Source organism: Dawidia soli (assembly GCF_018598185.1).
GTDB classification, from domain to species: Bacteria; Bacteroidota; Bacteroidia; order Cytophagales; family Cyclobacteriaceae; genus Ohtaekwangia; species Ohtaekwangia soli.
Map to the genome: position 1 here is coordinate 21,265 of NZ_JAHESC010000011.1, position 26,248 is coordinate 47,512.

A 26,248-nucleotide genomic window follows, 5' to 3' on the forward strand; every position below is an offset into this window, starting at 1 on the left:
CAGTTGCAAACTGCCGACAGTTCCAGGCACAAGTTACGCACCTCCTCCGCCAGCTGACGGATCGGTGCTAAACTTGCGCCAGGTGCATGTAAAAAAACAAGGCCGTCTCGGTTGGGAGACAGCCTCGATCGGGGTTACCGTGATTGGTTACGGTATTATATTTCCAGCTTCACAATGCTCTCGTGCGAGAGCGGCTTGTTGAGATACAGCTTTACGTTCTCATATTTCTTCGACCGGTTAAAATCCTGCGGGTTGATCGACGAGGTCAGCATCACGATCTTGCATTTTTTCTTGGCGGTGTTGGACAGCTTCTCGAACTCATCGAGGAACTGGAAACCGTCCATCAACGGCATATCGATATCCAGGAAGATCACATCGGGCAATACCTGGTCGGCAACGTCCAGCTTTTCCATATTCTTCAAAAACTCGATCGCGCTCTTTGCACCCGTATGGGTATAGATATTTTCCGTCACTGCGGCCGCCTCGATCATTTTCTGATTAATAAGATTATCGATCTCATTATCGTCGATGAGCATGACGGTACGATATTTCTTTCCTGCCATAGTATTTAATGCTTTATAAAAATAATGTATTGATGCTGATTTGCAAACAAAAGTCTAAATATCAAATTTGATTCCTTGCGCGAGCGGCAGCGTGCTTCCAAAATTAATGGTGTTCGTCTGGCGGCGCATGTACACACGCCACGCATCCGAACCCGACTCGCGTCCGCCACCCGTTTCCTTCTCGCCGCCAAAAGCGCCGCCGATTTCCGCGCCCGACGTGCCGATGTTGACGTTGGCAATGCCGCAGTCCGAGCCCTCGTGCGACAGGAACCGCTCCATATCGTGCAGGTTGGTCGTCATGATGGCCGACGACAATCCTTGCTTGACACCGTTCTGAATATCGATCGCTTCCTCCAGCGTGGTATACCGTATCAGGTACAGGATCGGCGCAAAGGTCTCCTGCTGCACGATCTCGAACGACGGATCCACTTCGGCGATCGCCGGCTTTACGTAGCAGCCCGACTCGTCGTACGCGGCACCTTTCAGCACACCGCCCGGCACCACGAACGTACCGCCTTCACCCTTGATCTTTTTCAACGCGTCGCTATACGACTTCACCGCTTGTTTGTCGATGAGCGGCCCCACGTGGTACGCCGGATCCAACGGGTTGCCAATGCTCAATTGCGCATAGGCCTTTACCAGCCGTTCCTTTACTTGCTCGTATACACTATCCTGGATGATCAGGCGGCGCGTGGTCGTGCACCGCTGACCGGCCGTACCCACAGCACCAAAGAGCGCACCGCGGATGGCCAGGTCGAGGTTGGCATTCTCGGTAACGATGATGGCGTTGTTGCCGCCCAGCTCGAGCAACGCCCGGCCAAAGCGCTCGCTTACCGTGCGGGCTACTGCGCGGCCCATACGGGTAGAACCCGTGGCCGACACCAGCGGCACGCGCTCGTCCTTCGCCAGTTGCTGACCGACGTTATAGTTACCGTTGACGAGCACCGACACACCCTCGGGCACACCGTTCTTTTCAAATACTTCCGCTACGATCTGCTGACACGCTACGCCGCACAACGGCGTTTTCTCCGAAGGCTTCCATACACACACGTCGCCGCACACCCACGCCAGCATGCTGTTCCACGACCATACCGCCACCGGGAAGTTAAAGGCCGAAATGATGCCCACGATACCGATCGGGTGCCACTGTTCATACATGCGGTGGTTGGGGCGCTCCGAGTGCATCGTCAGGCCGTGCAGCTGTCGCGACAGGCCCACGGCAAAGTCGCAGATGTCGATCATCTCCTGTACTTCGCCCAGGCCCTCTTGCAGGGACTTGCCCATCTCGTACGACACGAGCTTGCCCAAAGGTTCTTTGTATTGGCGCAGGGCCTCGCCGATCTGGCGGACCACCTCACCCCGCTTCGGGGCCGGCCATGTGCGCCAGGCCTTAAAAGCCTCGTGCGCGGTGGATAATGCTTGTTCGTAGGCCCGCTCGTCCGTGGACGCGACCGTGCCGATAAGTTTGCCGTCTACCGGCGAAAAGGATTCTATCGCCGCACCCGTGCTGCGAAGCCACCGGGTACCTGTGGAGGTACCGGCGTTAGACTTCTTCAGACCAAGGGACGCGAGCGAGTCTTTAATACCAAAATTCTTCATGCGGGGTCGTTTTGATGAGCCGCACAAAGCTAAACGATTTCTGTCATTTACGCGGCGCCGCCATCTTTCCCCGGTGGGGGAAAAATCCTATCAGCATAACGAAAAAGCAGGGTAGATTTTCTACCAGTCGACACCGTAAACACCCTCTTCACCGCCCGGATAGATGCCTTCGATGAGGATGCCGCCTTTTTTGAAGTCCAGGATGCGGTTAAGATCTTTGACATCGTCAACCGGTATTTTGTCAATATAGGTAATGATAAACCCGGTACGAAGACCGGCCTCCTTCCACTTACCCGTTGTATTGGCCACGCGCGCGCCGCCTTCCAGGTGCAGCCCGGCCAGCTCTTTATAGGGCACGTCCTCTACGGTCATGCCGCCCAGATCATAGTTAATGGTCTTCCTTTCCACGGCCTCGGTGCCCTGATTATTGGTCAGGCGTACCTTTACCTGCTGGTGCTCGCCGTCGCGCAGATACTCCACCTGGATGGTCTTTCCCGGACGATTGCGGGCCACCCATTCCTGCAGTTCCGACACGGCATGAATGCCATGACCATCGATACCGATGATCACATCGCCCTGCTCGATCCCCGCCGTCTGCGCCGCGCTGCCATCGTTCACGCGGTTCACCAACACACCCTGGTTCACCGCCAGGCCCAGCTCTTCGGCAATCGTCGCATTGACATCCGTGATCTGGATCCCCAGCAGCCCGCGCTGCACCTGCCCGAACTCCAACAGGTCGTCCACTACCTTGCGCACCAGGCTTACCGGAATCGCAAACGAGTAGCCCTGGTAGCTGCCCGACGACGTGGCAATGGCGGTATTGACACCGATCAGCTCGCCGCGCAGGTTTACCAGCGCACCGCCGCTGTTGCCGGGGTTAACCGCCGCGTCAGTCTGTATAAACGATTCCACCTGCAGATTACTGCGGTCGCGCAGAATGCCGATGTTGCGCGCCTTGGCGCTGACAATACCGGCCGTCACCGTCGAGTTGAGGTCAAACGGGTTGCCCACCGCCAGCACCCACTCGCCCGGCACGATGCGGTCGGAGTCGCCGTATTTAATAAAGGGTAGGTTGCGGCTGCGGATCTTGAGCAACGCCAGGTCCGTCGTAGGATCGGTACCGATCAGCTTGGCATAGAACCGCTGGTTGTTATTCATCACGATCTCGATGCTGCTGGCATCTTCGATCACGTGGAAATTGGTAACAATATAACCGTCGTCGGAAATGACGACGCCCGAACCCGACGACCGTGCCGGCGCATCAAAGTAATGCTGCAGCGGATTGACACTAAATTCGCCGGGACCATAGGAAGTCTGAATATGCACCACCCCCGAAGTGACCTTCCTGGCCGTCGCCAGAAAGTTGAGGCTGGCAGGCACACGATAGGCCGTGTCGGCAGCGGGGTTGTTGGCCAGTACAAGTTGCTGGTGCTCGTCGATGGACTGATAGGGCTCCACACCAAAATTCAACAAGCGGATCGTCAGGATCGACCCGAGCATGCCGCCCACACAGGCGGCTAGAATCACTACCAGGATAAAAATAGATCGCTTCATAACCGCCCGTTTTAGTCTGCTACTTCCGGAAAAAAATGCTGTACAGAAAGATACGGCTTCTTTTCCGGATTCCGCCGACAGCAGGCAGGGCGGTGCCGGTATTTTCGACGTACGACAAGCGGGGACATAAAAAAAGGCCCTCCCTTACGGGAAGACCTTCCACCTTCTAACCTCAACTTCGCTTAGTTAACCTTGATAGTAGCTTTAAGGGCTTTCTTCTCATCCTTCGGCAGGGTGATTTCAAGGATGCCGTTCTCATACTTCGCGCTGATATTTGCCGAGTTGACATTTTCAGGCAATGTGAACGAGCGGCCGAATGTACCGTACTGCGTTTCGATGGAATGGAAGTTATTTTCCTTCTTCTCTTTGGTGAATTTGCGCTCACCGCTGATGGTCAGGAATTTGTCGTTCACGTCCAGTTTAAAGTCCTCTTTGTTCATACCGGGCGCAGCCACGCTGATCTCGAAAGCCTTCTCGTTCTCAACGATGTCTACTTTCGGTACAAAAGAGTAAGCGGAACCACCGGCACGGCCAACAGACTCGTTAAAAAACCGGTCGATCAAATGGCTGAATGTAACAGGTGTAAAGTCATTCAGCAGCGAGGAGTTATAACGAACGATGCTCATAGTGTTGTTTAATTTATTGGTTGTCAATTTTTTTAGTTGCTTTTGACAAGCTTATTAGGGAAAAGCGTACCAACACAAAAAAGCTCGTATTTTAATGACACAATGGCATTTTTGAATGATTTTAGACGCAAAATCAAGACATAATGTCTTATTTAACTGAAATTCTTACAGGATGTAATAGTGAAGGATATGTCAGGGATAGCTCAAGTATAGCGATGGTATAGCTTTGATACGGGTGATCCATAGCCTTGGGATAAGCCTGACCCGGTCAATAAATGAGATAGAGATAGGTATACAAACAAAAGCAGGGCCCCCGACAATGCCGAAAGCCCTGCGTGAATGATGTTTTTTTAGATTCCCTTCAACACCTTCCACATCTCATCCGCCACCAGCTGATTGCCCTTGTCATTCAGATGCACACGGTCTGTGGTCAGGATACCGGATTCTTTGTTACCCGTATTATTCTGCTTGTTATACTCCAGAAAAGCCTTTCTCAGATCCACCAGCGGCAGGCTGTTGCGCGAGGCCAGGTCGCGGATCATCTGGCTGTAGAGATTCAGGTCGCCATCCTGCTCATTGCTGGAGTCGGTCCGCTCACCGATCACCGCCGGCGTGCAGAGCACGATCTTCGCGCCCTTTACCTGGAGCTTCTTGATCAGCGCCTCGTAGAAGCGCACAAACTTATCAGCATCCGTGCCGGTGCCGGAAGAGCGCTTATGCCAGACATCGTTCACGCCGACATAGATCACCACCACATCGGGGCTCTTCGCCAGCACGTCGTCATCGGCGCGCAGGTAAAGATCATATATTTTGTTACCACCGATGCCCGCGCCGACAAAGTCAAAGGCTGCGGCGCTGCCGGCCTGGGTGGCCAGCTGGCCGATGCGGGTGATATAGCCACCGGGCTGAACGCCGGCTTGCGTGATGGAATCGCCGAAGAAAATGACGCGTTGTTTTTTCTGAATAGACATAAAAGCGCCCAGGATAACGATCATGGCGACGCCCGACAGCGAGAGAAAAAGTTTCATAGTAGGTTGTTTAGTCCGTACAATATACAGGCTGCACAACGCACCGTCAACACATATTTTACCAACGCTACGCTCCTACTCCTCCACCAGCTTCACAGACGCCGAGTTGATACAGAAGCGCAGCCCTGTCGGCGGTGGGCCGTCGGGAAAAACGTGGCCCAGGTGGCCGTCGCAGACGTTGCACATCACCTCGATGCGCACCATGCCGTGGCTGCGGTCGCCTTCGTATTTTATGACATTGTCTTTCACGGGCTCGTCAAAGCTCGGCCAGCCGGTACCCGACTCGAACTTGCGCCGCGAGTCGAACAACGGCGTGCCACAGCAACGGCAGGCATAAAGGCCCGGGTCGTGCGCCTCGCAGTATTCTCCTGTAAACGCAAACTCGGTTCCTTTCTGTCGCGTAATGCGGAACTGCTCGGGCGTGAGCAGCTTTTTCCATTCTTCGTTGGTTTTCTCCACCCGCCGGTCGGGGGTAAGGTTGCCTTTGGTGGCATAGTTGAGTACGTCTGACCAGTTCATGCCATAGTAACGTAGATCCCCCTAAAAATAGTTTAAAATTGATTCGAGATAAAGCATTCCAGCGAGGCCTGGGAAAATAACACCGATCATGCACAAAACCCCGAAGGGCGAAACAATTCGAGGCACGCCTAGGGCTGATCTGTTTCGCCCTTTCAGGGCTATCTCAACCTGCTCTTTTTTATTGTGTTTCTTTTTCACGATCTATGTATATAAGACGCCGTGCCCCGGCACGACGTTTTTTACCGACCTACAACCGTTTACTGATGAAAAAGAACAAGATTTCGATAAACGATATCGCCACCCAGTTGGGCATTTCGAAGACCACCGTGTCGTTTATCCTCAATGGCAAGGCAAAGGAAAAACGCATCAGCGACCAACTGGTGCAATCCGTGCTGAAATTCGTAGACGAGGTCGGTTATATTCCCAACCAGTTCGCCCAAAGCCTGCGCACCGGCAAGACCCGCATCCTGGGATTGATGGTCGAAGACATCTCCAACCCCTTTTTCGCCACCATCGCCAAACACATCGAAGACAAAGCCTACGAACACGGCTGTAAGATCATATACTGCAGCACCGAAAACAGCAAAAAACGCGCGCGTGAGTTCCTGAAGATGTTCCACAACCTCGGCGTGGACGGCTATATCATCACACCGCCCAGCGGCATCGAAGAAGACATCCAGGCGCTCGTAGACCAGGACGCACAGATCATTTTGTTCGACCGCTATTTTGCCAACATTCCCACGGGATTTGTCATGGTCGACAACGAGGGCGGTACCTACGAAGGCACCCAACACCTGATCTCCCGGGGCTATCGCAACATCGCCTTTATCTCCCTGGCGTCCGAGCAGCCGCAGATGCAGGGTCGCTTGCGCGGATACCTGCGCGCCGTCGAAGAGCACGGCCTGCAGGAGCACGTACATTTTATACCGTTCCACAAAGACTACGACATCCTGGTAGACCGGGTAAAAGAATACCTCTCGCAGGAAAACGGACTGGACGCGATCTTTTTCGGCGCCAACTACCTGGGTGTACGCGGACTGGAAGCGATCTCAAAAATGGGCCGGAAAATACCGCAGGACCTGGCCGTGGTATCGTTTGACGACAACGATCTTTTTCGCTTCAGCACACCCTCCATCACCGCCATCAGCCAGCCCATCGACAAGATCTCCGAGCAGATCATCACCACGCTGCTCGACCGCATCGCGTCGGGCGAGCCGCCGACAGGCACCGAGCCCACCGGGGTATTCCTTCCGACACAGTTGGTCATCCGCGACTCCTCGGCGCATAAAGCCTGATCATTATTCCCAAACACGGCTCCAGCACCTGGCCGCCGGTCGTTTCGTACCCGTCCACCGGAGCGCGGCATACCCGACCGTCTACGCGCATATGGCAGGGCAGCGGCGGCCCAGTGGCGCGTAGTGGAGCCGTTAAGCAATGTCCGAAAGACCGGACGCTGAAATACGGGACGTGTGCGAATCCGTGGCTGCACGGACGCAAGACGCTCCTGCGCATAGCCGCACGTTAGCGCATTACCAGCAGGCAGCAGGTTGTAAGGATTATTTTATAGGATCCAGGTTTGAAAAGCGGATCGTCATGACTTCGAAGATACCACGTCGTGGGATTGAGCGCGTGAAACAACGTGGCCGCACACGTAGGCCTGAAAAAAGAACCGGCAATCATTTTAAAAATGACTGCCGGCATACCAATCAATTAACCCAATGCTCGAAATAAGTTAAATAAATCGATTTAGCAAAATATTCTGTTCAGAATTTGTCGATAAATTTTTCAAAGCAATGGCATACGCCCCCAAAGCGATGGCCGTATTCGTCCCCAGATGGCTGGAACCGATTGCGATACGCTTGTCCAGGTTGTGGTGAACCTTGCGCCCCGAGAAGGGCACCGTCACCTCATTCTTGGAATGGTCCAGGAAAGCCTCGCAGGACTCCGGATTTTCCAGGTCATACACCTTCGATACCAACCGGGGTAACACCGTGCCGTCGGCCATGGCGATGGTGCCACTCATATACTGGATAATGCGCGGCGCCAGCAGCGGGTAAGCCCCTGAAAGACCGCCGCCGATCACGATAATACCGTCGATGAGGGTAATGGCGTTACACAGCGACTCGGCTATAACGGCCGCCATGTCGTCAAACGCCTGCAGCGCCGCGGCCTGATTGCCGGCCTGCTGGCCCAGGGCCACCTCGTAAATATCTTTTGGCGACAGCTTGGTTGGCGCCCCCGTCAGATTTGAATAAAAACGCACGAGCCCGCGGATACAGGCACCTTCTTCTGCGATCAACCGGGAGTCGCGAAAGTGGCGCGTCAGCCAGATCTCACCCCCCGAAGAGTTGTCGCCCTGGCACAGCTGGCCGTTCACGACCACCCCGCCACCAAAGCCGGTGCCGAGGGTCACGCCCAACAAGTTGCTATAGGTTTTGGCCACGCCCCGCTCTTGCAGCTTGCCGTTGATGCGCGGCAGAATGCCCGCCATCGACTCGCCATAGGTAAAGAGGTCGCCGTCGTTGCCGATGAACGTCGGCAGCTGAAAATAATCTTCGAGCATCGGCCCCAGCGCCACGCCCCCCGCGTTGCGGAAAGCCGGCAGGTTGGGCAGGCTGCCGATGACTCCGTTCTTATAGTCGGCCGGACCGGGAAAGGCAAAGCTGATCGCCACCGGGTCGGCCGGCAGCTGATCTTTGACAGCTTGAAAGCCATCCAGTAAATTCTTCAGGCAAAGATCCAGGTCGTGCGCCTGCGAAGGCCGGGTGATCGGCGGTACGATCTCCTTGCCCCGCTGCATGGCCGAGAACACAAAGTTGGTTCCGCCGGCATCCAGCGTCAGTACGATTCTATCGTCTTGAAATATATTCATGCGGTAAGTCTGCTTGATCGGTGATTACAGGAAAACAGCTTGCCCGCGCTTAGCGGCCAAAGTCGTCTTGCAAACGCACGATATCTTGCTCGTCAGAAGGATTGGCCGCATCGGTATGTTGCCAGATCTCGGCAATAATGCCCCAGCCATCCAGGCCGATCAGGCGGTGACGCTGGCCTTGCTTCAGGCGGATCATCGACCCGGTCGGCAGGCTCTGATTTTCTTTTTCTTCGTCGGTCTCGCTCGTCACAACACCCACTGTGCCGGCTACCACCGTCCAGATCTCCGCGCGGCGGAAGTGATACTGCCACGAAAGGCGTTTGTGCGGCTCCACCAGCAGGATCTTCGGGCTCAGCTTCCCGCTGATGATGAGGTCCTGGAGGTTCACCTCCGGAAAGAACTGCTGGCGGAAGGCATCCGCTTGCGTCTCATCGATCACAAAAAAACCGCCCCAGGGCCGGCTTTGATCTTCCGTTACAACCTTGAAGCCCGATTTTTCCAGGTATTTGCTCACTTCCTGAAAGATGGCTGCTCTTTCTACGTTCACCGTTTTGATGTTTTTCACGTTTCGTTCGTTTACTGGTTTGGGTTATTAGCAGGAGTACAAAAATAAGTGATAAATCGATTTAGCAAAGTGACTCGATTAACTATTTTCACTCCTCCCGGACCCAAAAAGCAAAAAAAGAGCTGGTGCGCACCGCGCGCACCAGCCTTTTCACTAAACCTAACCTAACGAATTTGTCCCTTTATGATGCCGTGTATGCGCACACGCATTCCGGCCATGCCAAACCACGCCACGCACCTGTGTGTCGTCTGTCCATTCCTGAAAAAAAATTTCCGGTGCCCCTTGCGCATCGCTTCAACACCACAACGTCTGGCGACCGGCTGCCGCCGTTCAGGAAGACGTTCCCCGGGCCGTTGGAATAACCGAATATACAGCCTGTCAGCCGATTACCGGGTCTGCTGCTCGCCCAACCGCCGCCGACCGCGCCCATGCTCAGGGTATGATCGTTAATCGGTTTAGCAGCCATGCCAAGGGCCCCTTTTCCCACCGCAACCGGGACTTCGCAACACACCATCATTTTTTTTACACGGATAGAAAGTGCAAATTGACCGCCGGTTTTTCGATTCCGAATACGATTTAACACTACTATGGCATCTATCGCACCGACCTCCACGACGACGCTTTCCGACAACAAAGGCAACTTCACCATCCCCCTGATCATCCTCACCACGCTGTTCTTTATGTGGGGATTCATCACTTGCATGAACGACATTCTCATCCCCTACCTGCAAGGCATCTTTAAGCTGACGCCCGCGCAGGCCGGATTTATACAGTCTGCCTTCTTTGGGGCCTACTTCTTTATCTCGCTGGCCTATTTCCTCATCTCCGTCAACCTGGGCGACCCCCTGGCGCGCATCGGGTATAAGAACGGGATCATCATGGGCCTGGTCACCGCAGCGGTAGGCTGTGCGTTGTTCTATCCCGCCGCCGAGTCAAAGCTCTACGGCGTATTCCTGCTGGCGCTCTTCGTATTGGCCAGTGGTATCACCATTCTGCAAATGGCGGCAAACCCCTACGTGGCGCTGCTCGGCAGCGCATCGACATCGTCCAGCCGCCTGAACCTGACACAAGCCTTCAACTCCTTCGGCACGACCATCGCCCCCATCATCGGCACCAAACTGATCTTCGAAAGCATGGGCGGTAAAGAGCACATGACCGCCGACGCGGTAAAAACACCCTATCTCTTCCTGTCGGGTACCCTGCTGGCCATTGCCGTGCTGATCGCCCTCTCCAAGCTGCCTAAGTTTACCGGCGAGACCATCGAGAAAGGCCTCGGCGTATTGAAGTTCAGACACCTCAACCTCGGCGTGATCGGCATCTTCCTGTATGTAGGCGGCGAAGTCGCGATCGGTAGCTACCTGATCAAATACTTTGGCGAGCTGATGGGCTACAACGAAGCCACTGGCGGTCCGTTCGTATCGTTCTATTGGGGCGGCGCCATGGTAGGCCGCTTCATCGGCGCGGTGTCGCTCACCGAACGTCCCACCAGCCAGAAGCTCAGCTTTATGGGCCTGGTGACCATCCTCGCCGTAGCATCGGTATATTTCTGGAGAGAAGACCTCACGACCGCCTTTATCGTCCTCGGCCTGATCATCGGCAACTGCGTGGCGTTCCTTATCGGCCGTTCGGCACCCGCCCGTACATTGCTCGTATTCTCCCTGTTTGTGGTAGGCCTGTTGCTGTTGACGATCTTCAGCAATGCACAGGTAGCGATGTGGTCGGTACTGGCCATCGGCCTCTTCAACTCGATCATGTTCCCGACCATCTTTACGCTGGCCATCAAAGACCTCGGTAAATATACCAGCCAGGGCTCGTCCCTGCTGATCATGGCCATCGTGGGCGGCGCCATCATGACCCCGGTCATGGGCATCATCATCGGCGCTGTGGGCTATCAGCACGCCTTCGCCTTCCCGATCGTATCGTATGTATTTATTGCATACTACGGCTGGAAAGGCTATGAAGTAAAACAACGCGCGCACAGCTAGTGCGCCTTTCGTCATGAATACCGGCACGGCCATATCGCCAAGCGTGTTGTACGGAGTCATCTTTGTACTACTAACCGTGGTGGCCGTGCTGGGCCTGACGATCTATAGACTCTCCCGGTCACGGCACGGTCGGGAAGGCATGCCGCCCGAAGACCTCGCGCTGCGTTACCAGCAAATGGAAGCCAAGCTGCGCGAGCTCGAGCTAGGCTCCCTGCAGTACAAGCTCAACCCCCACCTGTTCAAGAATACCCTCAACACCATTCAGTCGCACGCGTACCAGACCTACTTCGCGCTCGACAAGCTGGCCAACGTACTCGACTACATCCTCTACGACAGCGGCCAGCGGTTTGTCTCGCTCCAGGAAGAGCTCAACTTTGCCAGCAGCCTGATCGATATCAACCGGCTCAAGCTCAGCCCGCTGTTCGACCTGCGGGTAAAACATACCGTCGACACCGACGACCCCGTATACGAGCAAAAGCTCGTCGCCCCGCTCATTACCGTCGACCTGATCGAAAATGCATTCAAGCATGCCGACCTGCAACGCGAAGATGCGTTCATCGCCATCGTCTTCGAGCTGCGCGACCACCAGTTCTTCCTGACCGTCTCCAACAAGATCAGCCCCAAGCCACCCCTGCGCCAGACGCGCGGCGGCTTCGGCAAGGAAGCCCTGCAAAAGCGTCTCGAGATCTTATACGGAGCACACTTTTCGCTCGACCAGGTTGTCGACAACGATGTCTATATTGCTCACCTGAAAATAGACCTGCGTGCCCACAAAGCTGCGATGCATACTGCTGGATGACGAGCTGCCGGCATTGGCTTACCTGCGCGTGCTCTGCGGGCAGGTGCCCGGTGTAGAGGTGGTGCGCGCCTTTAACGACCCCCTGAAATTCCTGCAGGAAAGCCCGGCCCTCGAATTCGATCTGTGCATACTCGACATCGAGATGCCCGGCCAGAACGGCCTCGACGTGGCCCGCCAGCTTACCGGCAAGCTCGTGATCTTTACGACAGCCTACCGCGAATATGCCGCCGAAGCGTTCGACCTCGACGCCATCGACTACCTGCGCAAACCCATCCAGCAAGACCGCTTTGCCAAGGCCATCGCCAAAGCCATCACACGCCTCGCCAACGCAGCCCCCGGGCGCCAGTACATCCAGCTCAACACCAGCAAAGGCAAAGGGCTGCTTTTCTTCGACCAGGCGCTCTACATCACCACGGGACTGGACAAACGCGACAAAGTAGTGCTGCTCGACAGCGGCGAAGAGATGCTGGTCAAGAACATGTCGTTTGAAAAATTATTGCAGGCGCTGCCCGACACGGGCTTCTGTCAGATCAACAAGAAAGAGATCATCGCCATGAAGATCGTACAGTTCTTTACACACGACGAGATCACCACCACCCTCACCGACACCGCCGGCAAGCCGCGACGCTTTTCGCTGTCCGAAAATTTCCGCCCCGGCTTTCTCCGCCGCACCGGCGGCTGATTTATTTATCCAACAGATCCGGCCGGGTCTTTCCCATAGTACCGTCGCCCACGCCTTCATCCTCATCGTCGTCGGTTTCGCTCACATCAAGATCTTCCTCCTCCGGCGTTTCCTCCCACGTCAGCTCCTCGCCCTGCAGGGCACGGAGGTCATCCCCTTTCGGCAGGTCGCTGGCAGTTTCGTCGTCTTCAGGCGTGCCGGAATCTTTGTCCAATGTGTCTTTCATGCCATAGCGATTCCTAATACCGTGCCAACCCCAAACCGATCGTTTATATAAGCTTGCTGTTGACAGCATACGACAGCGCGCCGGCTATTGTGCTGACATTCAAGCGATCGAAGATCTGTCTTCGGTAGTACTTGACAGTATCCGGCGCGACGGATAGTTGCGCGGCAATCTCGTTGATCGACAACCCCTGCGCGTGCAGCTGCAGAACTTCTATTTCCCGCCGGGTAAGTTTGGGCTTTGTTGATTTACGCCAGGCTTTATCCTTTAAATCCAGTTCCCATAGTTCACCCGATCCCTGTTTGTGAATAAATACATTGCCCGGATTTTTATGATGTGAAATGGAAACGATACACATGGCCTTCCACATCTTTTTTTCCTTGGTAAGAAGTAACGGGGTAAGCTTGTGGTTGATCAGCGTCTTCTTGCCGTCGCGGTGAAGCAGGTGGAAATCGTACGTAATACTGTAGCGTATCTTTTCTTCGCCGGGTAAATTTTGAAAGAAATCAAATCCCGCTTCGTTGATGGTGTTTAATAGTGTCAGGTCGTTATCAGGCACATTTTTGAAATAGAACTCATACCCGAGCTTCATGACATCTGCGGGGGAGTGGCCACATAAAAACAACGGGTTTTCAGAGACGTACTCGAAGGTCATCGTTTCATAATTGATAACGTAGACACTTTCGTACGTTAACCGGGCAAACGCTTTTATGGCCTCTAAATAGTCTTGCTGCTGGAAGCGCTCGTCATCCGATATCTTTCCAATGTGATTCTTGGTCAGCAGCGTAGAGTGATTGGTATTTTTCATTTCAAAACGACAGAATTCAACAAATCTACACTAAAGTGTAGGCTTAAAAAGCCGTCTTTGGGGGACTTTTATGGTAAAAAGCGCATCAACATGAAAAATACCGCAGATCGCTCCTTTGTATCGCAGCGTCCGGGAACCTGTGCCAGTTGTAAGACTTCTGTCGTGGACAAATTTTGTGGTCACTGTGGCCGTCCGGCACAAATTAACAGGGTCGATTGGCACTATATAATGCATGAGATTCAGCATGTTTTACATTTTGACAAGGGCATCTTATATACCGTAAGAGAGCTTCTGCGCAGACCTGGAACAAGTATTCAGGAATTTATCACCGTGGATCGGGCAAGGTTGGTGAAACCGATACTGTTTATTGTATTGACCTCCCTGATCTACACGGTCATTGATCATCTATTTCATATTGAGCAGGGCTACATTGATTATCACGGTGCAGAGGGATCTGCAGTTGTTTCAATTATGCGCTGGAGTCAACGTCATTATGGCTATGCGAATATTATTATGGGCGCATTCATCGCCTTTTGGCTAATGCTCATTTTTAGAAGGCATGATTATAATTTCTTTGAGATCTTAATTCTATTATGTTTCGTGATGGGGATGGGCATGTTGATGTTTGCTGTTTTTGCTGCTTTCGAAGGATTAACAGGACTGCATGCCATGCAACTATCAGCCATGGTAACGGTATCGTATGCCGCCTGGGCCATCGGACAATTTTTTGATAAAAGAGGAATGTCCAGGTACTTCAAGGCGCTCGCCGCCTACCTGCTGGGGATGGTTACATTTGCTGCACTTTTAATCATGGCAGGGCTTTTCGTCGATTTCCTAAAAAAGTAGTCGGCCTGACGGCGAACGGATTCTGGATGTCTCCTGAAAGTCCAGTATTATTCCGTTGTCGATTTACCGCCCGTAGTCGTCGTAGTTTTCATGATAATATTCTTCATAACGGTATATGAGATCTATGTTTTGGACTTCAATGTCTGTGAGCTTTTGACGAACGTCGATGCCCATGGGTATGTACCAGGTTACCGTATCGAACTGTCGGCGATCCTGAAGATCTTTGAATGAATAGCCATGGCGGGCGTAGATTTCGTTTCGCATAAAACCCAGCTCTTCTTCGTTCAGATTTGATACGTCGCTCTCGGACAGGAGTCGCGAGGAGGATTCGGGGAACATGCCATTCTCCGGATCGTAGGTGTATGCTCTTTTGGTAAGGGTAAATGTCTTATCCGCTACGATTCCTTTTTTGAAGGGTGTCCACGTCCCTTCCAATGAATTGTTTTTCAGGTGAATGGAAAAAACAAAATGGCCATCGTACTGATCGGTGCCGGGTTCATCCAATACTATCTGGTATAGGTCCTCGCTGGCAGTGGCGGTTCCCGTTACCGGTCTGAAGTTGCCGGCGCAGACTGTGTAGCCAATGGCTTTCCCGTCTTTTATTTCGGCGATAGCGATGTTGATCTTATTTTTTCCGAACATGCCCACCCAATAACCGATGCAGGGCATGTCGGCGTTCGCCTGGAGTTTTTCAATAGCCTCTTCAATGCGTGTTTGCTCAGGGGGTTTCTCAGGGCCGATCTTTCGTGCATCTTTTTTAACAACAAACGTCACCGGCGTTTCAGCAGCTTCCGGCGTAATCGGTGCTTCTTTCTTCTGCCCACACGCTATTGCCAGGCAGGAAATGAGGAGAATGGACGACTTTTTCATAGGATTCAATGGACGAAAAGTTAAAACTATTTTCTAACATTACGAATGCTTCGTTATGCCCGAACTATTTTTCTCAGTATCGTGCTCGCCTTTTTCACGTTCTTGATGTTGCGTATTACTATTCCCTATTTTTCGCGTAACACAGATGTGGGCTTTTTGCGGATCAAACAATGGGTTATTCATAACGATGTGTGGCGCATCGCCTTTTTTACGCATGTATGGAGTAGCTGTTTTTTATTGATCGCCGGCTTCACGCAATTTTATAATCCGTTGAAGCAAAAGCTCAGCACACTACACCGGTATGTGGGGTTGCTATATCTGGTTATCCTGGTTTTCCTCTCGGGGCCTGCGGGCTTGATCATGGCACTGTACGCCAATGGCGGGCTACTTTCGCAAAGTGCTTTCACCTTACTGAGCGTGCTTTGGATATACTTTACCGTAAGAGCGTATGTCGCTATTTTATGGCGCGATTTTACAACACATGGCAATTTTATGATTCGCAGCTATGCACTCACGTTGTCGGCATTAACGCTACGGGCATGGAAGTATCTGCTGGTGATGTTCTTTCAGCCTCACCCGATGGATGCCTATATGATTGTGGCCTGGCTGGGATGGGTGCCTAATCTGCTGCTGGCGGAGTGGCTGATTTATAGAAAACTGACCTGGCGAATTCTATCGGCATAATTTCGATTAGCGAAGCTTCAAATCCGTTACAATTCGCAATGGTTTCATGCCCTTACCACGATTTCCGCTCACACGCTGCCTTTCGGTGCAGATTTCATCCCGTTCGTTACATTTCTCCCGCACCGGCGGCGGTCATGCCCGGCAACACCGTATTTTTGGCGCCATGAAGAATTTGCGCGCCATCGCCTTTTACATCATCCTCGTCGGCATCTTCTCGGCGTTCCTCTACGTCATCACGGAAGAGGGTAAACACCAGGAGCCCGCCTCCGTCGTGAAGACCGAAGTCACCACGCCGGCACCTTCGGGCTGGCAGCAATTTCTCGACGCAGGTCATCACAATATCACACATCCCCTGGCGATCCTGCTCATTCAGATCATTACCATCATTCTGATCGCGCGCCTGTTCGGGTATATCTGTAAAAAGATCGGGCAGCCCATGGTGATCGGCGAGATCGCCGCCGGTATATTTCTCGGCCCCTCGGTGGTCGGGATCTATTTTCCCGAGGTCTCAGCCTTTCTGTTTCCGGCGCAATCGCTTCCCAACCTGCAATTCCTCAGCCAGATCGGCCTGATCCTGTTCATGTTTGTGATCGGCATGGAGCTGGATGTGAATGTATTGAAAAACAAAGCGCACGAAGCCGTCGTCATCAGCCACACCAGCATCATCCTGCCGTTCATGCTGGGACTGGGACTGGCGTATTTTATCTATACAGGGTACGCCCCCGCGGGCACACCGTTCCTCTCGTTCGCCTTGTTCATGGGCATCGCCATGAGCATTACCGCCTTCCCCGTGCTGGCGCGCATCATCCAGGAGCGATCGTTGAGTAAGACCAAGCTCGGCTCGCTCGCCATTACCTGCGCGGCGGCCGATGACGTCACCGCCTGGTGTATCCTGGCCACCGTGATCGCCATCGTAAAAGCCGGCAGCTTTGTGGGCACGGTCTATACGTTGCTCATTTCCATTGTCTATGTCATCGGCATGCTCAAGCTCGTACGGCCGTTCCTGAAAAAGATCGGCGATGTATACTCCACCAAGGAAGGATTGAGCAAGCCCATCGTAGCCGTGTTCTTCGTGACACTGCTGTTATCGGCCTATGTCGCCGAGATCATCGGCATCCACGCCCTGTTTGGCGCCTTCCTTGCCGGGGTGATCATGCCGGCGAACCTCAACTTCCGCACGATCTTTATCGAAAAGGTAGAAGATGTATCACTGGTGCTCCTATTGCCGCTGTTCTTCGTCTTTACCGGGTTGCGTACGCAGATCGGCCTGCTCAACGACGCCTCCGCCTGGCAGCTCTGTGCTATCATCATCGTGTTGGCGGTAGCCGGTAAATTCCTGGGCAGTACCCTGGCCGCAAAATTTGTAGGCCAGTCGTGGCGCGACAGCCTCAGCATCGGCGCGCTGATGAACACCCGCGGGCTCATGGAGCTGGTCGTCCTCAACATCGGCTACGACCTCGGCATCCTCACGCCGGAAATATTCGCCATGCTCGTCATCATGGCGCTCGTCACCACGTGCATGACCGGCCCGGCACTCGACCTCATCAACAAATTCTTTCCCGATCCGGCGCCACCCATTCCCGGCAGCACCGACAAAGCCGGCAAGTATAAGATCCTGCTGTCGTTCGGCAACCCCCACCGCGGCGCCTCTATGTTGCGCCTGGTGCACGGGTTGGTCAAACGCTCGGTCTCCAACGCTTCCGTCACAGCCCTGCACCTCTCGCCTGCCAATGAGCTGAACCAATACAACGTAGAAGAATACGAGCAGGAAAGCTTCCGGCCCATCAACGCCGAAGCGGGCCGGTTGAACATGCCCGTCATTACCTGGTTCAAACCCACTGCCGACATCGACCGCGAGATCGTCGAAGCCGCCAATCTCGGCAATTTCGACCTGCTCATCATCGGCATCAGCCACTCGGTATTTGAAGGCAGCCTGCTGGGCACTGTGTTTGGCTTTACCACGCGCATCATCAACCCCGAGCGCCTCATCGGCACGCTGGCCGGACGCGAACGCTTTTTTGAAAAAGCCGTCCTCGAAGAACGCAACCGCCGCATCCTGCGCGCCAGTAAGCTGCCCGTGGGAATTTTCGTAGACAAGGGCTTCGAGAAGATCAACAAGGTGTTGATCCCCATCTTTACTACATCCGACAGCTTCCTGATCTTCTACGCCCAGAAGTTTATACACAACAGCGATGCCTCGGTCGTGATCCTCGATACACAGGGACTCGTCAAACAACACCCCGAGCTGCGCGAGACCATCCGCCTCATCGAGCAGACCGCGCCCAACCACATCGCCGTGTATGACGACAGCGCCCTCAGCAAAGAGTTCCTCGCATCGTGCGACCTGCTCGTGATCAGCCTCGACAGCTGGACAACCGCCGTGGAAGACGAAGCCAAGTGGATTTCAGAAGCGCCGTCCTCATTCATTGTAAAACCCTGAGATACATCGCCGGCGCCGTCGGTGGCCGGTCTCAACCCCGGCGCAACCCGGTGGAGGCAAAAAAAGAGGGCCATTTTATCCCCGTTCCGACCTGATCTCGGCATTCCGATCCTCCGCCGATGCGCGTGTCAGTTACATTTAACGGGCAGAGCGGATACATCCGCGCATCGCACTTTCCCCCAAAACTCGTATCTTAAATAACATTTATCTTGGAAAGATCCATCCGATGGGAGTCAACATGAGGATATACCTGGCGGTGGCCACCATTACACTGCTGCTGGTGCTGGACATCACGTTCACGCAACACAATAACACTATTCTGCACGAATCCCTCGCGCTGCAAGCCGAAACCGAGCAGGTGAAGGTCTATTACGATCACATCAGCCGGCTGGTCATTCACTCCGCGGACATCGGGCTGCGGGGGTATGCGCTGCTGCCCGAAGAGCGGCTGGGCTCGCCCATGAACAACGCCACCGCCTGGAAGGACAGCATCTTCGATAAGGTCGAGGCTCCGTTGAAAAAAATGCACTATGACCTGACAGAGCTCCGCGCCCTGCGCGACTCCGTCAATGCCTACGTAGCCTTCACATTTTACATGCGCCACCTGATCGACGAAGGCCGGCGCGACGAGTTCAACAAATTGTTCAACGAAGACCGCGGTGCCCGGCTGTGGTACCAATACGAGCAGTGTGAAAACCACATAGAGGCCTTTGCCGACAAAGTACACGCCGACGAGCACGCCCGCTACGAAGCTGCCCTGACCCGCAACCTGTGGTTACAGATCCTGTTATTTATACTCTGCGTTCCCACGCTGCTCTACACGGCCTGGCACACCCGCCAGTCGTTTATGCTCGGCCAAAAACTACACGAAGCCGAAGCCTCCCGCAACATCATACTGATGGACCAGAACATGATGCTGGAGCGCCAGGTACAGCTGCGCACGCGCGAGCTGGCGGCCCAGAACGAAGAGATCATCGCACAGGCCGAAGAGCTTGCCACCCACCGCGACCACCTGGAAGCCGAAGTCCACGCGCGCACCCACGCCCTCGAACAGAACAACCGTGAGCTGATCGACCAGAACCACCAGCTCGAGCAGTTCTCCTTCATCGCCGCGCACAACCTGCGCGCACCGCTGGCCCGCATCATGGGCATCGCCACGCTGCTGGAATTGACCGAAGACAAAGAAGAGCAGAACGCGCTGCGCGAGCAGATCCTGACCTCGGCCAACGACCTGGACGAAGTCATCAAAGACCTCAACGTCATCCTCGAGCTGCGCCGCAATACCGGCAACTTCTCCCTCGTAGACTTCCAAACCTCCCTCGAGCGCGCCGAAAAGATGCTCACCCGCGAGCTCGAGCAAACCGACGCCCGCCTGGTTTCCGACTTCACCGCCGCCCCCCAGCTATACGCCGTCGCCCCCTATATAGATAGTATCTTATTCAACCTCGTCAGCAACGCCCTGAAATATCGCTCGCCCGAGCGCACCCCCGCCATCCACGTCCGCACCATCCACCACGACGACATGATCCTCCTCACCGTAACCGACAACGGCCTGGGCATAGATCTCCAGAAACACGGCAAAGACATCTTCAACCTGTACAAACGCTTTCACCGCAAGATCGACGGCAAAGGCCTGGGCCTGTACCTGGTCCGCTCACAAGTAACCGCCATGGGCGGCAAGATCGAAGTAGAAAGCACACCGGGAGAAGGAACTACGTTTAAGATATACCTTCGGAACGCCACACCACTAAATACAGACCGCATATAACAGAATCTGAAGGGGCGTAACAATTCGAGGCACGCATCCCCGATCTATTGCGCCCTTTCAGGGTTACTTTTTAACAATCTTCCGATGTTCCTTTCCCCACCGGATCATCTCGTGTATAATGGCACCAAAACTCTTACAATACGCCGTTGTGCTATACTCAATCAGCACCGGCGACTCGTCATACACCCTGCGTGTAACTAATTTATTCTGCTCCAGCTCCTTCAGCTCTTTCGACAACATGCGCGTCGTGATCCTGGGGATCGCCCGCTGAATGTCCTTAAACCGGTTATTCCCGGCGCAGATAGCCAGGATGATGAGCATTTTCCATTTGCCGCTGATCACGTACAGCGTGTCCTGTACGTATTTCATATCCTCGGCGGTAGCATGTTTGGGAAGTGTACGCGGCATCGTTGAAAAAAGTTCAGCGCGGTATACAACAGTATACCGGTTACAAATGTATACCGAATCGCCCATACCTTCGCCTTACAAAACAGAAATAACATGAAAACAGTATTCATCACCGGCACCAGTACCGGCCTGGGCCGCGCCGCCGCTCTTTATTTTGCGAACGAGGGCTGGCAGGTTGCCGCTACCCTGCGTTCTCCCGAAAAAGAAACCGAGCTTCAGAAGAATCCGAACATCCGCGTCATCCCGCTCGACGTGACCGATCCCGTGCAGGCACAACGCGCGGCCGCCGCAGCCATCGACGCCTTTGGCAGGATCGACGTCGTGGTCAACAACGCCGGCAATGGCATCTATGGTGCCCTGGAACTGGTACCGGAAGGATCGATCGACGATCAATATGCCGTGAATGTACGAGGTGTTATCAACGTCATCCGTGCCTTTCTGCCGCACTTCCGGGCCAACCACGGCGGCATGTTCATCAACATTAGCTCCTACATGGGCTTTCTGACGGCGGTGCCGCTGGGCTCGCTGTATAACATGTCGAAGTTTGCGCTGGAAGGACTCACCGAGGGACTATACTATGAGCTGAAACCCCATAACATTCACCTGCGCCTCATCCAGGCCGGCGGCTTTGCGTCGGACTTCGTGAGCAAGATAAACCTGCCCACCAGCGATACCATACGCGATTACGACGCCGTCAATGCGCGGCTGAACAAAGTCTTTGATAGTGTTAAGACCAAAAGCATCCCGCTGACGCAACCGTTGGCGATCGTCGAGCAGATCTATGCCGTGGCCACTGGCGCCAACCAGCAGTTCCGTACGCCCGTGGGACAAGATACCGCATCCCTGATCGCGATGCGCAACAGCCTGCCGCTGGCTGAATACCTGGAAAAGGTAGATGCCATGTTCGCCTGAAACCCGCACACCTTCCTTCACACGCGCCCTGTACCGGAGACGGAATTTGTTTCACAATTCAAACAAAAACTTATGAAAATCAACACACCCGGAACTAATGCCGGAGAAATGACAGTTATTTGCGCGTGATATAAAACCCCAACGTATGAATTTTGAACAACAGATCGGGGCGCTCTTTGTCAGCGAAGAGCAGATCCCCGAGGAGTTCCGCCTGGAACCGATCCACCAGCGCGAATACCTCAGTGGTGGTGAGCTTATCCCGTGGAACGGCCCTGTCAGCGAAGTATATTCGCCGGTATACATCTCCACCCCCGAAGGTTTACAACGCAAGCTGATCGGCACCTATCCCATCGGCACCGAAAAAGAAGCCAACGAAGCACTCGAAGCCGCCCTGGCGGCCTATGACAACGGCCGCGGCGAGTGGCCCACCATGAGCGTCAGCGACCGCATCAAATGCCTGCAACGGTTTGTACAGAAGATGGGCGAGCAACGCACCCTGGTGGTAAAGCTCATCATGTGGGAGATCGGCAAGTCGTATGCCGATTCCGCCAAAGAGTTCGACCGTACCGTAGAGTACATCAACGCCACCATCGAAGAGCTGAAAGATATCGACCGTCAGTCGTCGAAGTTCGAAATGCGCGAAGGCGTGGTGGCACAGATCCGGCGCTCGCCGCTCGGCGTGGTGCTCTGCATGGGCCCGTTCAACTATCCGCTCAACGAAACGTTCACCACGCTCATCCCCGCCATCATCATGGGCAACACACTGCTGTTCAAGCCGCCGAAGCACGGCACGCTGGTACACTATCCGTTGCTGAAGGCCTTCCAGGAGTCGTTCCCCAAAGGCGTCGTCAATACCGTTTACGGCCGCGGCGCCAACGTAACGCCCGGGTTGATGGCCAGCGGTAAGATCAACGTCCTGGCCTTCATCGGCTCCAGCAAAGTGGCCAACGACCTCAAGAAACGCCACCCGAAGATCAATCGCCTGCGCGCCGTCCTCAGTCTCGACGCCAAGAACGCCGCCGTCGTCACGCGCAACGCCGACCTGGCGCTTTCGGTCAGCGAGATCATTACCGGCACGCTCTCCTACAACGGCCAGCGCTGTACGGCCCTCAAGATCGTATTCGTAGAACGCGCCATCGCCGATCAGTTCCTGGCGCAGCTAAGCACCGCGGTGGCGAAGCTGACCATCGGCCTGCCGTGGACAAAAGGCGTAAACATCACGCCCGTGGCCGAGCCCAACAAGCCCGACTACCTGAAGGAAGTCATTGCCGACGCCCAGGCAAACGGCGCCCGCGTCGTCAACGAGAACGGCGGCGCGACTGCGCAGTCGTTTGTATTCCCGGCAGTAGTATACCCGGTCAACAAAGACATGAAGCTTTACCGCGAAGAGCAGTTCGGCCCGGTCATACCGGTGGTGCCATACGACGATGTCGAAGAAGTGATCGAATACCTCATCGACTCGCCCCATGGCCAGCAGGTCAGTATCTTTAGCAACGACGCCAAAGAAGTAGCCGGCCTGATCGACCCGCTCGTGAACCAGGTAAGCCGCGTGAACATCAACAGCCAAAGCCAGCGCGGCCCCGACTTCTTCCCCTTCACCGGCCGCAAAGACAGCGCCGAAGGGACCCTCTCCGTGCACGACGCGCTGCGCTCCTTCTCGATCCGTTCGCTGGTCGCCACCAAAATGACCGACACCAACAAAAAGCTCATCAACGACATCGTCCGCAACCACGAGTCGAACTTCCTGAGCACGGACTATATTCTGTAAACACCCGGTATCGGCCACACAAAAAATAAACCGCCGCGCAGCCAGACTGTGCGGCGCTTTTATTTTAGACATCCGGCCCATCGTTTTACACCAAAGGCTGGAATTATTACATCATTATGTTGTACTTGGTATGCATGAAGCAAACGTCATTCTACCTGTTCCTGCTCCTGGCGATAACCTGCTTAACCGCCCGCGCCCAGGATCCGCCCGCCTTCCGGGCCCTGGTGTTGACCGAGCGCGGCGGCATCCACGAACCCTACGTCGTCGCCGGCCTCTCCTGGCTCGACTCATTGGCGGCCGTTCATCACTTCACCTTCGACGTCATCAACAACACCGATAAGATCAATGACACCTACCTGGCGCAATACCAGGTCTTCATCCAGCTGAACTACCCGCCCTATACATGGACCGAAACCGCGGCCGCGGCATTTGAAAAATATATCAGCGAAGGCAAAGGCGGCGGCTGGGTAGGGTTTCACCACGCCACATTGCTGGGCGAATTTGACGGCTACCCCCTGTGGAATTGGTTTTCCGGGTTTATGGGCGGCATCCGGTGGAAGAACTATGTCGCCAGGCTCGTGTCGGGACGTGTAATGGTGGAAGACAAAAAACACCCGGCCATGCACGGCGTACCCGCGATGTTCGTCGTCGACAAGGAGGAGTGGTATACCTATGACAAAAACCCCCGGCCGAACGTGCACGTACTGGCCAGCGTGGACGAGTCTACCTACCACCCCAAAACCGATACGACCATGGGCGACCACCCGGTGATCTGGACCAACCCGGCCATGAAGGCACGAAATATCTATATCCTGATGGGCCACCATCCCAGCCTGTTTCAGAATCCCGCGTATAACGTGCTGGTTCGCAATGCCATTCTCTGGGCGGCCGGAAAAAAAACACGTAAATAACAAATACGTACACGTTTTTCACAAAATGTATCGTAACATTACGAAGCCACAACCAGGGGCAACGACCCGCCGGGTCGATAACGCTAAAACCGATACATGAGCAAACAATTAATTGTTGAAAGAGATGTTACCATCGACGCGCCCGCGGCGGACGTGTGGGATATCCTGACACTTCCCGTATTTATCCGCGGATGGGACGAGCTGCCCGAAAACTTTGGAGACGCGCCGCTGCAAAAAGGCACCGAGATCAAGTGGGTCATGAAAGATAAGTCCGTCCTGCTGACCGTGACCGATTTTGAACCCCACAAACGGCTGAAGCTGAACTTATACAACACCGACTGGGAAAAACCGGCCGATGCCTACGACATCGCGTATACCTATACGCTGCAAGAAAAAGAAGGTCAAACCGACCTGCACGTAACCATCGGCGACTTCCAGGCGCTGCCCAAAGGCCAGGACTACTTCGACACCTCCGAAGAGTTCGGCGACAACTCCACACAAAAGATCAAGGAGCTCGCCGAAAACTAACCCGCCTGCCGACAGGCAGGCCGCCCGCTTGCCGTACCCCCCGGCAAGCTCCTCTTTTCCCTATCAACATACACGCATGCCCCCTCGGTGACCAACCGGTGGAAGCGCTATGCGCGTTCTGCTACGAGGTAAACCAACGCGGCCACATCCCTAACCAGGATCGTGCATTTCTTGTCAGAAGGTCTGGCACCAGAGTCCTGTCTCTGGCGCCGGTCTTCGTCCGCAGCTTCAGCGAAGGTGGATCGGCCGGGACCGGTGCCCGGTAACTTGTCCGACCACTGGCGGATGGCGGCAGTCTCCCGACTGCCCAACGGTAACGTCGTACTCTGCACAACCATACACCCGTCTGGCCTATATATAATTGCATAAATCAGAGTACTCTCAGATATATATCTAACCGCTTGTATATTATTTACACAAATCGACCGTTTACAGGCTAAGAAACCCGAAATTACAGAAGGCTGAAAGGTCTGCTATACACGTTACCATGAAAAACCGACTTACCTGCTACCTGCTCCTGATCACCCTGACCGGGGTCGGCCTCTGCTGTCATCACGACGACGACAATCCCCCCGTACAGACCATCACGTGTATGCCTGCCATACTGCCCGGTTACCGCGCCGCGATGACCATTGCCTATAACAACGACCATAAGATCGCGAGCGTGGCGTACGACGCCTTCCCCGGGGGAGCGATGATCAGTTACCAGGAGCTCTACGCATATTTCAACGGGCGGCTGTCGCGCATCAACATCCGGCGCAACGGCAAGGTGGGGACCTATAAAACGTTTACCTACGACAGTCGTACGATCACCGAAAGTTATTACGCGATCGGAAACACCGATCAAAGTAACGTCACGGTATACTACCTGGCCGCTGCCGGCTCCAGGCAGATCGTGGCATGGGCCCGGCGTGGTCAGAACCAACGGGACTCGGCCGCCCTTACCTATACCGGCGACAACGTCACCCGCCTGGACGCCTATAATGCCGACGACGAAGTGGAATATTCTTATCGCTACGAATACGACGACAAAGTAAACCCCTTCGCCCTGGCGGGCCTGAGCGGCGAAGACGCCGAGCACTTCAAACCGATCAACATCAGCAAAAACAACATCACCCACATCGAGCTTCACTACGACGATAACATCGATCACACCGGGTTCACCTACACCTACGACAAAGACCACCGCCCCGTAACCCGCACGATGACCCGCGGCGGCGCAGACGACCCCGCGCAGTCCATTTCCTATGTTTGCGACTAACCTGTGCCCTTCACGCCTTTTTCCGTACC

Annotated in this window: 26 protein-coding genes; 13 read left to right on the forward strand and 13 right to left on the reverse strand. The window is 54.5% G+C overall.

Annotated elements, in window-relative coordinates:
* Positions 1–155: 155 nt before the first annotated feature.
* The 6 genes from KK078_RS09470 to msrB form a co-directional block, all read right to left on the reverse strand.
* Positions 156–563, reverse strand: a complete 408-nt coding sequence (locus KK078_RS09470; protein ID WP_254090023.1) for a response regulator — start codon at positions 561–563, stop codon at positions 156–158.
* 54 nt (positions 564–617) lie between these two features.
* On the reverse strand, positions 618–2,162 hold the full coding sequence (gene amaB / locus KK078_RS09475) for an L-piperidine-6-carboxylate dehydrogenase (protein ID WP_254090024.1): 1,545 nt from the start codon (positions 2,160–2,162) through the stop codon (positions 618–620).
* Between the two features lie 120 nt (positions 2,163–2,282).
* Positions 2,283–3,716, reverse strand: coding sequence for a S1C family serine protease (locus KK078_RS09480; protein WP_254090025.1), 1,434 nt, complete (start codon positions 3,714–3,716; stop codon positions 2,283–2,285).
* Between the two features lie 182 nt (positions 3,717–3,898).
* Positions 3,899–4,342 carry an Hsp20/alpha crystallin family protein gene (locus KK078_RS09485; protein WP_254090026.1) on the reverse strand — a complete coding sequence of 148 codons (444 nt, stop codon included), beginning with the start codon at positions 4,340–4,342 and terminating at the stop codon, positions 3,899–3,901.
* 350 nt (positions 4,343–4,692) lie between these two features.
* Positions 4,693–5,370: an SGNH/GDSL hydrolase family protein gene (locus KK078_RS09490; RefSeq protein ID WP_254090027.1), complete on the reverse strand. Its 678-nt coding sequence runs from the start codon at positions 5,368–5,370 to the stop codon at positions 4,693–4,695.
* A 75-nt stretch (positions 5,371–5,445) separates the two neighbouring features.
* Positions 5,446–5,889 (reverse strand): peptide-methionine (R)-S-oxide reductase MsrB, encoded by a 444-nt coding sequence (gene msrB / locus KK078_RS09495; protein ID WP_254090028.1) that lies wholly within the window; start codon positions 5,887–5,889, stop codon positions 5,446–5,448.
* A 263-nt stretch (positions 5,890–6,152) separates the two neighbouring features.
* On the opposite strand from msrB, the gene KK078_RS09500 reads away from it, so the two are divergent.
* Positions 6,153–7,184 carry a LacI family DNA-binding transcriptional regulator gene (locus KK078_RS09500; protein WP_254090029.1) on the forward strand — a complete coding sequence of 344 codons (1,032 nt, stop codon included), beginning with the start codon at positions 6,153–6,155 and terminating at the stop codon, positions 7,182–7,184.
* A 437-nt stretch (positions 7,185–7,621) separates the two neighbouring features.
* Here KK078_RS09500 and KK078_RS09505 read toward each other — a convergent pair whose 3' ends face one another.
* Entirely contained in the window at positions 7,622–8,761 is a 1,140-nt protein-coding gene (locus KK078_RS09505) for an ROK family protein (RefSeq protein ID WP_254090030.1), read from the reverse strand.
* Positions 8,762–8,810: 49 nt separating this feature from the next.
* On the reverse strand, positions 8,811–9,317 hold the full coding sequence (locus KK078_RS09510) for a cupin domain-containing protein (protein WP_394370555.1): 507 nt from the start codon (positions 9,315–9,317) through the stop codon (positions 8,811–8,813).
* 596 nt (positions 9,318–9,913) lie between these two features.
* Between KK078_RS09510 and KK078_RS09515 the strand changes: the two genes are divergently transcribed.
* From KK078_RS09515 to KK078_RS09525, 3 genes are read left to right on the forward strand one after another with little or no spacing between them, the layout of a single operon-like run.
* Entirely contained in the window at positions 9,914–11,311 is a 1,398-nt protein-coding gene (locus KK078_RS09515) for a sugar MFS transporter (protein WP_254090032.1), read from the forward strand.
* A 13-nt stretch (positions 11,312–11,324) separates the two neighbouring features.
* Positions 11,325–12,110: a sensor histidine kinase gene (locus KK078_RS09520; RefSeq protein ID WP_254090033.1), complete on the forward strand. Its 786-nt coding sequence runs from the start codon at positions 11,325–11,327 to the stop codon at positions 12,108–12,110.
* Positions 12,076–12,792, forward strand: coding sequence for a LytR/AlgR family response regulator transcription factor (locus KK078_RS09525; RefSeq protein ID WP_254090034.1), 717 nt, complete (start codon positions 12,076–12,078; stop codon positions 12,790–12,792). Before KK078_RS09520 ends, KK078_RS09525 begins: the two co-directional genes overlap by 35 nt.
* A 1-nt stretch (position 12,793) precedes the next feature.
* On the opposite strand, the gene KK078_RS09530 is transcribed toward KK078_RS09525, so the two are convergent.
* Together KK078_RS09530 and KK078_RS09535 are read right to left on the reverse strand one after the other, a co-directional pair.
* Positions 12,794–13,018, reverse strand: a complete 225-nt coding sequence (locus KK078_RS09530) for a hypothetical protein (protein ID WP_254090035.1) — start codon at positions 13,016–13,018, stop codon at positions 12,794–12,796.
* Between the two features lie 43 nt (positions 13,019–13,061).
* The gene (locus KK078_RS09535; protein WP_254090036.1) at positions 13,062–13,823 is read right to left on the reverse strand and encodes a helix-turn-helix transcriptional regulator; all 762 of its coding nucleotides are present in this window, start codon (positions 13,821–13,823) and stop codon (positions 13,062–13,064) included.
* A 90-nt stretch (positions 13,824–13,913) separates the two neighbouring features.
* On the opposite strand from KK078_RS09535, the gene KK078_RS09540 reads away from it, so the two are divergent.
* A complete protein-coding gene (locus KK078_RS09540; RefSeq protein ID WP_254090037.1) occupies positions 13,914–14,669 on the forward strand; it encodes a DUF3667 domain-containing protein in 756 nt (251 codons plus the stop codon).
* 63 nt (positions 14,670–14,732) lie between these two features.
* Here the strand turns inward: KK078_RS09540 and KK078_RS09545 are convergent, their stop codons facing one another.
* Positions 14,733–15,539, reverse strand: a complete 807-nt coding sequence (locus KK078_RS09545) for a YARHG domain-containing protein (protein WP_254090038.1) — start codon at positions 15,537–15,539, stop codon at positions 14,733–14,735.
* 45 nt (positions 15,540–15,584) lie between these two features.
* On the opposite strand from KK078_RS09545, the gene KK078_RS09550 reads away from it, so the two are divergent.
* The 3 genes from KK078_RS09550 (at position 15,585) to KK078_RS09560 (ending at position 20,431) form a co-directional block, all read left to right on the forward strand.
* Positions 15,585–16,223, forward strand: coding sequence for a DUF2306 domain-containing protein (locus tag KK078_RS09550; protein ID WP_254090039.1), 639 nt, complete (start codon positions 15,585–15,587; stop codon positions 16,221–16,223).
* A 163-nt stretch (positions 16,224–16,386) separates the two neighbouring features.
* On the forward strand, positions 16,387–18,663 hold the full coding sequence (locus KK078_RS09555) for a cation:proton antiporter domain-containing protein (protein ID WP_254090040.1): 2,277 nt from the start codon (positions 16,387–16,389) through the stop codon (positions 18,661–18,663).
* A gap of 226 nt (positions 18,664–18,889) precedes the next feature.
* The gene (locus KK078_RS09560) at positions 18,890–20,431 is read left to right on the forward strand and encodes a sensor histidine kinase (RefSeq protein WP_254090041.1); all 1,542 of its coding nucleotides are present in this window, start codon (positions 18,890–18,892) and stop codon (positions 20,429–20,431) included.
* A 63-nt stretch (positions 20,432–20,494) separates the two neighbouring features.
* Here the strand turns inward: KK078_RS09560 and KK078_RS09565 are convergent, their stop codons facing one another.
* The gene (locus KK078_RS09565) at positions 20,495–20,800 is read right to left on the reverse strand and encodes a winged helix-turn-helix transcriptional regulator (protein ID WP_317195883.1); all 306 of its coding nucleotides are present in this window, start codon (positions 20,798–20,800) and stop codon (positions 20,495–20,497) included.
* A 132-nt stretch (positions 20,801–20,932) separates the two neighbouring features.
* On the opposite strand from KK078_RS09565, the gene KK078_RS09570 reads away from it, so the two are divergent.
* From KK078_RS09570 to KK078_RS09585, 4 genes are all read left to right on the forward strand, one after another.
* A complete protein-coding gene (locus tag KK078_RS09570) occupies positions 20,933–21,751 on the forward strand; it encodes an SDR family NAD(P)-dependent oxidoreductase (RefSeq protein ID WP_254090043.1) in 819 nt (272 codons plus the stop codon).
* Between the two features lie 145 nt (positions 21,752–21,896).
* Complete coding sequence (locus tag KK078_RS09575; RefSeq protein ID WP_254090044.1) at positions 21,897–23,519, forward strand: NADP-dependent glyceraldehyde-3-phosphate dehydrogenase; 1,623 nt, start codon at positions 21,897–21,899, stop codon at positions 23,517–23,519.
* Positions 23,520–23,653: 134 nt separating this feature from the next.
* Positions 23,654–24,430, forward strand: coding sequence for a ThuA domain-containing protein (locus tag KK078_RS09580; RefSeq protein WP_254090045.1), 777 nt, complete (start codon positions 23,654–23,656; stop codon positions 24,428–24,430).
* A 96-nt stretch (positions 24,431–24,526) separates the two neighbouring features.
* Positions 24,527–24,958, forward strand: coding sequence for an SRPBCC family protein (locus tag KK078_RS09585; protein ID WP_254090046.1), 432 nt, complete (start codon positions 24,527–24,529; stop codon positions 24,956–24,958).
* A 107-nt stretch (positions 24,959–25,065) separates the two neighbouring features.
* Here KK078_RS09585 and KK078_RS09590 read toward each other — a convergent pair whose 3' ends face one another.
* Positions 25,066–25,296, reverse strand: a complete 231-nt coding sequence (locus KK078_RS09590; protein ID WP_254090047.1) for a hypothetical protein — start codon at positions 25,294–25,296, stop codon at positions 25,066–25,068.
* Positions 25,297–25,445: 149 nt separating this feature from the next.
* Here KK078_RS09590 and KK078_RS09595 point away from each other — a divergent pair, with 149 nt between their 5' ends.
* Positions 25,446–26,219: a hypothetical protein gene (locus KK078_RS09595; RefSeq protein ID WP_254090048.1), complete on the forward strand. Its 774-nt coding sequence runs from the start codon at positions 25,446–25,448 to the stop codon at positions 26,217–26,219.
* Positions 26,220–26,248 lie beyond the last annotated feature (29 nt).